Consider the following 12,092-nt stretch of genomic DNA (forward strand, 5'->3'; position numbering starts at 1 on the left):
GCAGACGGCACGGGCCGGGCCCGGTTCCCCTTCGGGGGCACCGGGCCCGGCCCGTTTCCGCGTACCGCCCGGACCCCCTGGGGCTCCGCCCCGGACCCCGCGCCTCAAACGCCGGCGAGGCTGGATTCGGCCGAGCGCGGAGCGCACGTACGGGGTCCGGGCGGAACCCGGGGAACGGTGGAAGGGCGGGTAGGGGAAACGCGAAGCGGCCCGCACCCCCCTGGCCGGGGGACGCGGGCCGCTTCGGCCGGGGTGCTACGCCTTGCGGAGGCGGAAGGTCAGGCCGAGGGGCTCGTCCTCGAACGGGTCGCCGTACGACGCGTCCGCCTCGCCGGAGGCGTAGTCCGTGGCCAGGACCTCGTCCGCGATCAGCGTCGCGTGGTCGGTCAGGGCCGTCACCAGCTCCGGGTCCGACGAGGACCAGCGCAGGGCGATCCGGTCCGCGACGTCCAGGCCGGAGTTCTTCCGGGCCTCCTGGATCAGGCGGATCGCGTCACGGGCCAGGCCCGCCAGCCGGAGCTCCGGGGTGATCTCCAGGTCCAGGGCGACCGTCGCGCCGGAGTCGGAGGCCACCGACCAGCCCTCGCGCGGGGTCTCCGTGATGATGACCTCCTCGGGGGTGAGGGCGACGGTCTCGCCGTTCACCTCCACCGAGGCCTCCCCGGCGCGCAGGGCCAGCGACAGCGCCGCGGCGTCGGCCGCGGCCACCGCCTTCGCCACGTCCTGCACGCCCTTGCCGAACCGCTTGCCCAGCGCACGGAAGTTCGCCTTGGCCGTGGTGTCGACCAGGGATCCGCCGACCTCCGAGAGGGAGGCCAGCGAGGAGACGTTCAGCTCCTCCGTGATCTGCGAGTGCAGCTCGGGGGAGAGCGTCTCGAAGCCCGATACGGCGACCAGCGCGCGGGACAGCGGCTGGCGGGTCTTCACGCCCGACTCGGCGCGCGTCGCGCGGCCCAGCTCCACGAGGCGGCGTACCAGCAGCATCTGCCGGGACAGCTCCGGGTCGATCGCCGAGGCGTCCGGGACCGGCCACGTGGTCAGGTGCACCGACTCCGGGGCGTCCGGGGTGACCGGGACGACCATGTCCTGCCAGACCCGCTCCGTGATGAAGGGGGTGAGGGGGGCGAGGAGGCGGGTGACCGTCTCCACCACCTCGTGCAGGGTGCGCAGCGCGGCCGCGTCGCCCTGCCAGAAGCGGCGCCGCGAGCGGCGCACGTACCAGTTGGAGAGGTCGTCCACGAAGGAGGAGAGCAGCTTGCCGGCGCGCTGGGTGTCGTACGACTCCATCGCCTCGGTGACCTCGGTCGTGAGGGTGTGCAGCTCCGAGAGCAGCCAGCGGTCCAGGACCGGGCGGTCCGCGGGCGCCGGGTCGGAGGCCGAGGGGGCCCAGTTCGACGTGCGGGCGTACAGGGCCTGGAAGGCGACCGTGTTCCAGTACGTAAGGAGCGTCTTGCGGACGACCTCCTGGATGGTGCCGTGGCCGACGCGGCGCGCCGCCCACGGGGAGCCGCCGGCCGCCATGAACCAGCGCACGGCGTCCGCGCCGTGAGTGTCCATCAGCTGGATCGGTTCGAGGGTGTTGCCCAGGTGCTTGGACATCTTGCGGCCGTCCTCGGCGAGGATGTGGCCCAGGCAGACCACGTTCTCGTAGGAGGACTTGTCGAAGACGAGGGTGCCGACCGCCATCAGCGTGTAGAACCACCCGCGCGTCTGGTCGATGGCCTCCGAGATGAACTGCGCCGGGTAGCGCTTCTCGAAGATCTCCTTGTTCTTGTGCGGGTAGCCCCACTGCGCGAACGGCATCGAACCCGAGTCGTACCAGGCGTCGATGACCTCGGGCACGCGGACGGAGGTGAGCTCGCAGCCCTCGGCCGTGCAGGGGAAGGTGACCTCGTCGATGTACGGGCGGTGCGGGTCCAGGTTCGACTGGTCCGTGCCCGTCAGCTCGCTCAGCTCGGACAGGGAACCGACGCAGGTGAGGTGGTTCTCCTCGCAGCGCCAGATGGGCAGCGGGGTGCCCCAGTAGCGGTTGCGGGACAGCGCCCAGTCGATGTTGTTGTTCAGCCAGTCGCCGAAGCGGCCCTGCTTGACGGAGTCCGGGAACCAGTTGGTCTTCTCGTTCTCCCGCAGCATCGCGTCCTTGACGGCGGTGGTGCGGACGTACCAGGACGGCTGCGCGTAGTAGAGCAGGGCGGTGTGGCAGCGCCAGCAGTGCGGGTAGCTGTGCTCGTAGGCGATGTGCTTGAAGAGCAGGCCGCGCGCGTCGAGGTCGGCGGTCAGCTTCTCGTCGGCCTTCTTGAAGAAGACGCCGCCGACGAGCGGAACCTCCTCCTCGAAGGTGCCGTCGGGGCGGACCGGGTTCACGACCGGCAGGCCGTACGCGCGGCAGACCGCGAGGTCGTCGGCGCCGAAGGCGGGGGACTGGTGGACCAGACCGGTGCCGTCCTCGGTCGTGACGTACTCGGCGTTCACGACGTAGTGGGCGGGGGCGGGGAACTCGACCAGGTCGAAGGGGCGCTGGTACGTCCAGCGCTCCATCTCCTTGCCCGTGAAGGACTCGCCGGTGGCCTCCCAGCCCTCGCCGAGGGACTTCTCCAGCAGCGGCGCGGCGACGACCACCTTCTCCTCGCCATTGGTGGCGACGACGTAGGCGACGTCCGGGTGCGCGGCCACCGCGGTGTTGGACACCAGGGTCCAGGGGGTGGTCGTCCAGACCAGGAGCGCCGCCTCGCCCGCGAGGGGGCCGGAGGTCAGCGGGAAGCGGACGTAGACCGAGGGGTCGACGACCGTCTCGTAGCCCTGGGCCAGCTCGTGGTCCGAGAGGCCGGTGCCGCAGCGGGGGCACCAGGGGGCCACGCGGTGGTCCTGGGTGAGCAGGCCCTTGTTGAAGATCTCCTTCAGCGACCACCACACGGACTCGACGTACTCGGGGTCCATGGTGCGGTAGGCGTCGTCCAGGTCGACCCAGTAGCCCATCCGGTTCGTGAGCTCGGTGAAGGCGTCGGTGTGGCGGGTCACCGACTCGCGGCACTTGGCGTTGAACTCGGCGATGCCGTACGCCTCGATGTCCTTCTTGCCGTTGAAGCCCAGTTCCTTCTCGACGGCGAGCTCGACGGGCAGGCCGTGGCAGTCCCAGCCGGCCTTGCGGGCCACGTGGTAGCCGCGCATGGTGCGGAACCGGGGGAAGACGTCCTTGAAGACGCGGGCCTCGATGTGGTGCGCGCCGGGCATGCCGTTCGCGGTGGGCGGGCCCTCGTAGAAGACCCACTCGGGGCGTCCCTCGGACTGCTCCAGGGTCTTGGCGAAGGTCTTGCTCTCGCGCCAGAAGTCGAGGACCGCGTGCTCGAGGGCAGGCAGGTCGACCTGGGCGGGTACCGGGCGGTACTGCGGCGGTGTGGTCATGAGGCTGAACTCTTCCTCCGGCGGGGTGTCACTTCCGTCCGGAGGGACGAGAGCCGCCCTCGTTTCGAAGGACCTGCTGCTCCCGCGGTACCACCCTCCTTGGCCTGCGGACCTGTGGTCCGTCGGCCCCCTCATTGGGGTGCGAAGCCGGTTCTACTCGCCCTACGGGAATCCCGGTGGGCTTTCTTCCGGCGGCTCAGGGGTGATCCTTCACATCGCGCTCGCCCCCGGGCTCTCACCGTCCCCGGGTCGCTCCTGGCTGCGTCCGACGCTACTCGTCCCCATCCATGCCTCTCGCTGGGCCCAGTGTACGGGCCGGGGGGCCGCTCGGCAGACCGGTTTACGGGGCGTGGCGCGGGGGTCCGGGCGGGGCGCGGGCCGGGGTCCGTGCCGGGGGTCGGAACCGGTCCGGGACCGGGCCCGGCTCCGAGACCCGATTGACCCGAATGGGCCGACGGGGCGCTCCGGGGTGCGGCGGGGCGGGTGGGGCGGATTACCGGGCTCCCCGCTGGGCACAACGGATGCAGGTTGACCTCGATGGACGCGTGCCCCGTTGCCGCGGGGCCGGAGCCGATTTATCGTTCCGGCACGATTCGCGAGCAATGATCACAGTATGTGAAGGGGCCGCGGCCATGGTGGCGAAGAAGACCGCCGGGAGTACTGCCAAGAAGGCTGTCGGGAAGGCTGCGGAGGAGCCGGCGCAGGAGCCGGTGACGGAGGTGACGGCCCCGGATCCGGAGGCCGGACCGGTGGAAGGTGCTGCCGCCGGGAAGAAGGCGGCCGCCACGAAGAAGGCCGCCACGAAGAAGACGGTCGCGAAGACGACGGTCGTGAAGAAGACGGCCGCGACCAAGACGGCCGCGACCAAGACGGCCGCGAAGAAGGCCGCGGCCAAGACGGCCGGGGCCGAGGGGGCGGCGCAGGCCGCGCACGAGACGGGAGCCCGGAAAGTGGTTGCCAAGAAGAGCACCGGCACGGCCAGGAAGACGGCCACGGCCGCGACCAGCGGGCTGCCGAAGGCGCGGGGCACCGCGGGCCTGGCCCCCGGCGAGCTCGCCGTACGGCCCGGCGAGGACCCCTGGACCCCGGACGAGGTCGCCGACGCGCGGGCCGAGCTGGAGAGCGAGGTGCTGCGGCTGCGCGCCGAGCTCCAGGCCTCCGACGCGGCCATCTCCGGGCTGATGAGGGACTCCGGCGACGGCGCCGGCGACGACCAGGCCGACACCGGGACCAAGAACATCACCCGGGAGTCCGAGCTCGCCCTCGCCGCGAACGCCAATTCGATGCTGGAGCAGACCGAGCGCGCGCTGGAACGGCTGGAGTCGGGCACGTACGGCCTCTGCGAGAACTGCGGACAGCCTATCGGCAAGGCGCGGATGCAGGCCTTCCCGCGGGCCACGCTGTGCGTGGACTGCAAGCAGAAGCAGGAGCGGCGGCACTGAGCGGGGACCGGGCGGGCCGGGGTCGGGCCCCGGTCGGGCGCCGGAGGGCCCTGGGCGGGCGCCACGGGCCCCGGGCCCGCGTCGGAGGGCTCCGGCCGGGGTCCGGCCCGGGCGGACGCCGGGGCGGCGGCCGAAGGGTGCCCTGACGTACTCTCGTGTCGGTCGGCGCGGTGCCGTCCTACAACCTGGTTCGAGCTAGTTCGAGGGACTCACGTGGCAGAGGCGGAGCGCATCATCGGTACGCCGGAGGTCGGGGAAGACGGCACCCAGCCCGAATCCGCCGCGCCCAAGGGGCGGCGGCGGATCGTCGCGCTGCTCGTCGTGGCGCTTCTCGCCTACCTGGTCGACCTGGGCAGCAAGATGCTGGTCGTCGCGAAGCTGGAGCACCAGCCGTCGATCCAGGTCATCGGAGACCTGCTGAAGTTCGACGCGATCCGCAACCCCGGAGCCGCCTTCGGCTTCGGCGAGGCCTTCACGATCATCTTCACCTGCATCGCCGCCACCGTCATCGTGGTGATCGTGCGGCTCGCGCGGAAGCTGTACAGCCTGCCCTGGGCGATCGCGCTGGGCCTGCTGCTGGGCGGGGCGCTGGGCAACCTGACCGACCGGATCTTCCGCTCGCCGGGCGTCTTCCGCGGAGCGGTGGTCGACTTCATCGCGCCCGCCCACTTCGCGGTCTTCAACCTCGCGGACTCGGCGATCGTGTGCGGCGGGATCCTGATCGTGCTGCTGTCCTTCAAGGGCCTGGACCCGGACGGCACCGTCCACAAGGACTGATCGCGGGAATGGTCTTCTGTCGAGTCCTGCATACTCGACAGGTGAGTACGATTCCCGAGATCCGCACCCTGCCCGTACCCGATGGCCTCGAGGGCGAGCGCGTCGACGCCGCGATCGCCCGTATGTTCGGTTTTTCCCGGACGAAGGCGGCCGAACTCGCGGCCGCGGGAAAGGTGCTGGTCGACGGCAGTGTCGTCGGGAAGTCCGAGCGTGTGCACGGTGGCGCCTGGCTCGAAGTCGAGATGCCCGAACCGCCGCGGAAGGTCGAGCTCGTCGCCGAGCCCGTTCCCGGCATGGAGATCGTCCATGACGACGACGACATCGTCGTCATCATGAAGCCGGTCGGCGTCGCCGCGCACCCCAGCCCCGGCTGGACCGGCACCACCGTCATCGGCGGCCTCGCCGCCGCCGGGTACCGCATCTCCACCTCCGGTGCCTCCGAGCGCCAGGGCATCGTGCACCGGCTCGACGTCGGCACCTCCGGCCTGATGGCCGTCGCGAAGTCCGAGCGCGCGTACACCTCGCTGAAGAACCAGTTCCGCGAGCGGATCGTCGACAAGCGCTACCACGCGCTGGTGCAGGGCCACCCGGACCCGATGAGCGGCACGATCGACGCGCCGATCGGGCGCCACCCCACCGCCGACTACAAGTGGGCCGTGACCCAGGAGGGCAAGCCCTCCGTCACCCACTACGACCTGATCGAGGCCTTCCGCGCCGCCTCGCTGCTGGACATCAAGCTGGAGACCGGCCGCACGCACCAGATCCGCGTGCACATGGCCGCGCACAAGCACCCCTGCGTCGGCGACCTGACCTACGGCGCCGACCCGACCGTCGCCAAGCGCCTCGGGCTCACCCGGCAGTGGCTGCACGCGGTGCGGCTCGGGTTCGAGCACCCCTCGGACGGGCAGTGGGTCGAGTTCGCGAGCACCTACCCGGCGGACCTGCAGAACGCGCTGGACGTGATCCGCAAGGAGAGCGAGTGACCGCGGGCGGTGGCGCCGGCGGCGTCGCCGTACGGGTCGTCGTCACGGACGAGGACCTGAAGGCCTGCTTCGCCGTGCGGACCGAGGTGTTCGTGGTCGAGCAGTCGGTGCCGGAGTCGATCGAGTACGACGCGTACGACGAGATCGCGGTGCACGTGCTGGCCGAGGGGCCGGACGGGATGCCGCTGGGCACCGGCCGGCTGCTGTACGGGCCGCGGGCCCTGGGCAAGACGGGCTCCCCGGAGGTCGGCTCGCTCGGACGGCTGGCCGTGACCAAGTCCGCGCGCGGGCTGGGGGTCGGGGTCCTGTTGGTCAGGGCGATCGAGGCCGAGGCGGTTCGCCTGGGGCTTGCGGCCGTTGATCTGGGCGCGCAGACCCATGCGATGGGGTTCTACGAGCGGCTCGGGTACGTGGCCTACGGGCCGGAGTTCCAGGACGCGGGGATTCCGCACCGGTCCATGCGGCGCGCCCTGCCGTAGCCCGGCTGGGGGTGAGCAGCCCTGCGGGGCCGTCCCCTACCCTCCCTTCCACCGTTCCCCGGGCTGCGCCCGGACCCCCTGCGGCTCCGCCCCAGAGCCCGCGCCTCAAACGCCGGCGAGGCTGGATGTGGGGGAGTCCGACACGCAGTGCGGTCTGCGGCGCCGGGCGCCGTGGCTGGCAGTGTGTGGGAGTGGATCAGCTCCTGCTGTTGTTCGTGTTGTTGCTCGGGGCCGTGGTGACGGTGCCGCTCGGGGACCGGTTGGGGCTGCCCTCGCCGGTGTTGATGACGCTCGGCGGGGTGGTGCTCGCCCTGGTGCCCGTGGTGCCCAATGTCGACATCCCGCCCGAGTACATCCTGCCGCTCGTACTGCCCCCGCTGCTGTACGCCTCCGTGCAGCGGACCTCCTGGCGGCAGTTCGCCGCCAACGTACGGCCCATCCTGCTGCTGGCCGTCGCCCTCGTCTTCGTGACCACGGTGGCCGTCGCCTGGACCGCGCACGCCCTCGTGCCGGGGCTCTCGATCGCCGCGGCCGTCGCGCTCGGGGCGCTCGTGGCCCCGCCCGACCCCGTCGCCGCCACCGCCGTGGCCGGGTCGCTCGGGCTGCCCCGGCGCATGGTGTCGATCCTGGAGGGCGAGGGGCTCTTCAACGACGTCACCGCCATCGTGCTCTACCACGTGGCCATCGCCGCCGCCGTCAGCGGCAGCTTCTCCTGGCCCGAGGCGCTCGGGGAGTTCGTGCTGTCGGCCGTCGTGGCCGTCGCGGTGGGGCTCGGGCTCGGCTGGGCCACCAACCGGCTCATGGGGCGGCTCGGCGATGCCACGCTCCAGATCGGGCTGACCCTGCTCGTGCCGTTCGTGGCGTACGTACTGGCCGAGGAGTTCTCGGGCTCCGGCGTGCTGGCCGTACTCACCACGGCGCTGTTCCTCGCCGAGTACGCGACCGACGCCGACGACGTGCTGGGCCGGCTCGCCGGGCACACGTTCTGGGAGGTCGTCGACATGCTGGTCACCGGTGTGGCCTTCGGGCTCATCGGGCTGGAGCTGCATCACGTGTTCGGGTCGGCCCAGGGGCGGGGCTGGGAGATGGCCGGGTGGGGGGCGGCCGTGGTCGCGGTGGTGGTCGGCGTACGGCTGGTGTGGCTGCTGCCGGCCGGCTGGCTCGCGAAACGGCTCCACTCGCGGCGCGACTACGAGGAGGAGATCCCGCTGAGCTGGCGGGAGTCCGTGGTGATGTGGTGGGCGGGCATGCGGGGCGTGGCCTCGGTGGCGCTCGCGCTCGCCATTCCCTTCAAGACCGACGCGGGCGATCCCTTCCCGGCCCGGCAGGAGATCGTCTTCATCGCCTTCGCCGTGATCATGAGCACCCTGGTGGTCCAGGGGCTGACCCTGCCGTGGCTGGTCCGCCGGCTCGGCGTGGAGGCCGACACGGACGCGGAGGCGGACATCGCCCGCGCGCTCGCGATCCGCGCCGCCAAGGCCGCGAAGCGGCGGCTGAAGGAGATCGAGGAAGTGGAGGACCTGCCCGAGGACCTGGTGGAGGTGCTCTACCGCAGGGCGTACGACGTGGGCGCCAGGATCAGCCCGGACATGGTGGACGAGGAGCGGCGGGAGGCGTACGCGAAGCGGGTGGAGCGGATCCGCGACGTGCAGCGCATCCAGCGGGAGATGATGTCCGCCGCCCGGCACGAGGTGCTGGCCGCGCGCAGCGAACCGGGCGCCGATCCGGAGATCGTCGACCGGGTGCTCCGGCACCTGGACGTCCGCAGCCTGCGCAATCCGTAGATCTTGGGGGGTGGGTGTCGGCGCGGCGTTCACTGGTTCGCCTGCGCAACCGGAGGCCGTAGACGCCGGTCATGACCATGGCATATCTTCGGTCGGCTCGGGCCGCCCATCGGGTGGCCCTTTACGTGTCATACGTTCCCGTGGGGGGTACTCCGTCATGTCCCAGTTGTCCGCGACGCCACTGCCGAAGCCTGCCGGGGGGCTCCGTTCACCGCAGGGGCTGGCGAGGGCGCTGACCGTGCTTCTGTCCCTCGAAGCCGGGGTCGGGCTCCTGTCGGCCGGGTCCGGCATTTACGCCCGGCAGCTGATGGAGGACCTGATCGCCGATCCCGGGAGCGTCGCGGAGGACCGCCTCGACTGGGTCGACAACTTCCAGATGGTGCTCGCGTCCGGGTGGAACCTCCTCGGGCTGGCGCTGGCCGTGGTCTTCCTCATCTGGTTCCACCGGGTCCGCCTCAACGGCCAGGCGTTCCGCCCCGACGGCTTCAGCCAGAGCGTCGGCTGGGCCATCGGCGGCTGGTTCGTCCCGATCGCGAACTTCGTGCTCCCGTACCGGGTGGCGCTGGAGACCTGGGAGGCCAGCGTCCAGAACGCGCCCGACGGCTCCTTCCGCCGGATCTCGGCTTCCCCGGTGACCGCGTGGTGGGTGCTGTACTCCTTCAGCTGGGTGCTCAGGATCTACGTCCGACTTCAGAACCAGCCGGAGACGGCCGAGGAGTTCAGCGAGTACTTCGCCCTCGGTGCGGCGGCGGACCTGAGCACCGCGGCGGCCGCCGTGCTCGCCGTTCTCTTCGTGCGCAAGCTGACCGTGCTCCAGGAGGTCAGGGTCGTGCACGGGCCGAACGCCACCGCCTGACCCGGTGGCCGCAAGCGGCTGCGGCCACCGGGCGTGGCCTCAGACCTGGTAGCGGTCCGGGGCGAAGAGGTGGAGGTGGGCGGCTATCCACTCCGAGGTGCGGGTCAGGCCCTCCTGGAGGGAGACCTCGGGCTTCCAGCCGGCCCAGTCGCGGGCCCGGGTGTTGTCCGACAGCAGGCGCTGCACCTCGCTGCCCGCGGGACGCAGCCGGGCCGGGTCGACGACCACCTCCGCGTCCCGGCCCGAGGCCGTGATCAGGGCGCGGGCCAGGTCGCCGATGGAGATCTCCTCCCCGGTGCCGAGGTTGACCACCTCGCCCAGGGCCCGGTCGCATTCCGCGACGGCGAGGAAGCCCGCGGCGGTGTCGGTGACGTAGGTGAAGTCCCGGGTGGGCGTCAGGGAGCCGAGGCGGACCTCGCGGGCGCCCGAGTGGAGCTGGGCCAGGATGGTGGGGATGACCGCGCGGGCCGACTGGCGGGGGCCGTAGGTGTTGAACGGCCGGACCACCGTCACCGGCAGCTCGAAGGCGTGGTGGAAGGAGAGCGCCATCATGTCCGAGCCGATCTTCGACGCGGAGTACGGGGACTGCGGCTGGAGCGGGTGGCTCTCGGAGATCGGGGCCGTCAGGGCCGTGCCGTAGACCTCGCTGGTGGAGGTGTGGACGAGCCGGCGCACGCCGTGGCGGCGGCAGGCCTCGGCCATGTTCTCGGTACCGGTGACGTTGGTCTGGACGTACGCGCCGGGCGAGGCGTAGCTGTACGGGATCCCGATCAGCGCCGCCAGGTGGAAGACCGTGTCGCAGCCGGCCACCGCGTCGCTGACCCGGCCCGCGTCGCGGACGTCGCCGGCCCACATCTCCACCGGGCCGCCCGGGTCGGCCAGGTACCGGGCCAGGTGGCCCTTCTCGGCGTACGGCTTGTAGTGCACGAAGGCGCGCACCTTCGCGCCCCGCGCGACCAGCAGGTCGACGAGCGTGGAGCCGATGAACCCCTCGGCGCCGGTGACCAGGACCGTACGGCCGCTCCAGTCGGCGGGGGTGCGCGCCGGGGTGAGGGCGAGCGTGGGGGTGGGCTCGGGCGTGGGCTCGGGCGTGTGGACGTGCGTGTGGACGTGCGTGGGGACGTGCGTGGTCATACGAGCTCCAGGTGAGTGGGGGAGAAGGAGGGGAAGCCGGCGACCCGCAGGACCTGCGAGGCCAGCAGTTCGGCGGCCCGTGCGTGCGGGCCCGGATCGGCGGCGCCGGCCATCGCCGCCAGCCGCGCCGGGTCGGCCAGCAACGGGGCGAGCAGCTCCGCGAGGCGCTCGGCCGTGGCCTCGGCGTCCGCCAGCAGGAGGCCGGCGCCCGCGTCGGACAGCACCCGGGCGTTGTGCGTCTGGTGGTCGCCCGGGGCGTACGGGTAGGGGACCAGGACCGCGGGGACCCCGGTCGCGGCGAGTTCGGCCACCGTCGCCGAGCCCGCCCGGCACACCACCAGGTCGGCGGCCGCGTAGACCAGGTCCATCCGGTCCAGGTACGCCACGGCCCGCGCGATCCGCCCCCCGCCGGAGGCGGACAGGGCGGCCAGCGTGTCCGAGAGCGTCGCCGGACCCGTCTTGATCAGCAGCTGTACGTCCTCCCGCGCCTGCCAGGCGGCCGCCAGCCCGGCCGCGGCCGAGGTCAGGCGCACGGCGCCCAGGCTGCCGCCGTTGAACACCACCAGCCGCCGCCCGTCCGGCACCCCGAGCTCCCGCCGGGCCTCCGCGCGCAGGGCGGCCCGCTCGGGGCGGGACAGCTCGGCCAGGCCCGACAGCGCGGCGGAGATGGGCATTCCGGTGGTCAGCGCCCGCGCCCCGCCCGCCAGGTGCTCCCGGCTGCGGTCGAAGGCCACCGCCATGTGCGGGGTCAGGCGGGCCGCGAACTGGTTCGCCCGGCCCGGTACCGCGTTGGACTCGTGGATCACCGCCGGCAGTCCGGCCAGCCGGGCCCCGAGCACGGCGGGCGCGCTCGGATAGCCGCCCATGCCGACGGCCACGTGCGCGCCCTGGGCCCGGATCACGGCCCGCGCCTGCCCGGCCGAGCGCAGCAGCGCCGCCGGGAGGAGGAAGCGCTTGGCGCCCAGCGCCGGGTCGAAGGGGATCATGTCCACGGTGTGCAGGCGGTAGCCGGCGGCCGGGATCAGCTCGGTCTCCAGCCCGCGTTCGGTGCCGATGAACGAGATCGTCGCGCCCGGGACGGCGGCGCGCAGCGCCTCCGCCAGGGCGAGGCCGGGATAGATGTGGCCGCCGGTGCCGCCCGCACCGATCACGACGGAGAGCGCTGAGGGGGAGGATGAGGAGGTCATGGACGCAGACTTCCGGTGCGCCCTAAGAAGGTTCTAAGAGGTTCTCCC

At 72.2% G+C, this 12,092-nt stretch carries 9 protein-coding genes; 6 read left to right on the forward strand and 3 right to left on the reverse strand.

Annotated elements, in window-relative coordinates:
- Positions 1-255: 255 nt before the first annotated feature.
- Positions 256-3,402 (reverse strand): isoleucine--tRNA ligase, encoded by a 3,147-nt coding sequence (gene ileS / locus OG730_RS30120; RefSeq protein WP_327307177.1) that lies wholly within the window; start codon positions 3,400-3,402, stop codon positions 256-258.
- Positions 3,403-4,034: 632 nt separating this feature from the next.
- Between ileS and OG730_RS30125 the strand changes: the two genes are divergently transcribed.
- The 6 genes from OG730_RS30125 to OG730_RS30150 all read left to right on the forward strand — a co-directional run bounded on the left by OG730_RS30125 (position 4,035) and on the right by OG730_RS30150 (position 9,723).
- Positions 4,035-4,844 carry a TraR/DksA family transcriptional regulator gene (locus tag OG730_RS30125; protein WP_327307178.1) on the forward strand — a complete coding sequence of 270 codons (810 nt, stop codon included), beginning with the start codon at positions 4,035-4,037 and terminating at the stop codon, positions 4,842-4,844.
- 213 nt (positions 4,845-5,057) lie between these two features.
- Positions 5,058-5,621 carry a signal peptidase II gene (lspA, locus tag OG730_RS30130; RefSeq protein WP_243330189.1) on the forward strand — a complete coding sequence of 188 codons (564 nt, stop codon included), beginning with the start codon at positions 5,058-5,060 and terminating at the stop codon, positions 5,619-5,621.
- 41 nt (positions 5,622-5,662) lie between these two features.
- Complete coding sequence (locus OG730_RS30135; protein ID WP_266909448.1) at positions 5,663-6,604, forward strand: RluA family pseudouridine synthase; 942 nt, start codon at positions 5,663-5,665, stop codon at positions 6,602-6,604.
- Positions 6,601-7,083 carry a GNAT family N-acetyltransferase gene (locus tag OG730_RS30140; protein WP_327307179.1) on the forward strand — a complete coding sequence of 161 codons (483 nt, stop codon included), beginning with the start codon at positions 6,601-6,603 and terminating at the stop codon, positions 7,081-7,083. The genes OG730_RS30135 and OG730_RS30140 overlap by 4 nt, the downstream gene beginning before the upstream one ends.
- Before the next feature lie 191 nt (positions 7,084-7,274).
- Positions 7,275-8,867, forward strand: a complete 1,593-nt coding sequence (locus OG730_RS30145; protein ID WP_327307180.1) for a Na+/H+ antiporter — start codon at positions 7,275-7,277, stop codon at positions 8,865-8,867.
- A gap of 238 nt (positions 8,868-9,105) precedes the next feature.
- Positions 9,106-9,723, forward strand: a complete 618-nt coding sequence (locus tag OG730_RS30150) for a DUF4328 domain-containing protein (RefSeq protein WP_327307181.1) — start codon at positions 9,106-9,108, stop codon at positions 9,721-9,723.
- Between the two features lie 39 nt (positions 9,724-9,762).
- On the opposite strand, the gene OG730_RS30155 is transcribed toward OG730_RS30150, so the two are convergent.
- Both OG730_RS30155 and OG730_RS30160 read right to left on the reverse strand, forming a co-directional pair.
- Entirely contained in the window at positions 9,763-10,857 is a 1,095-nt protein-coding gene (locus tag OG730_RS30155; protein ID WP_327307182.1) for an SDR family NAD(P)-dependent oxidoreductase, read from the reverse strand.
- On the reverse strand, positions 10,854-12,044 hold the full coding sequence (locus OG730_RS30160; RefSeq protein WP_327307183.1) for a UDP-N-acetylglucosamine--N-acetylmuramyl-(pentapeptide) pyrophosphoryl-undecaprenol N-acetylglucosamine transferase: 1,191 nt from the start codon (positions 12,042-12,044) through the stop codon (positions 10,854-10,856). The genes OG730_RS30155 and OG730_RS30160 overlap by 4 nt, the downstream gene beginning before the upstream one ends.
- Between the last annotated feature and the right edge of the window lie 48 nt (positions 12,045-12,092).

The sequence above is a fragment of the Streptomyces sp. NBC_01298 genome (genome assembly GCF_035978755.1).
In the GTDB taxonomy this organism is placed as follows: domain Bacteria; phylum Actinomycetota; class Actinomycetes; order Streptomycetales; family Streptomycetaceae; genus Streptomyces.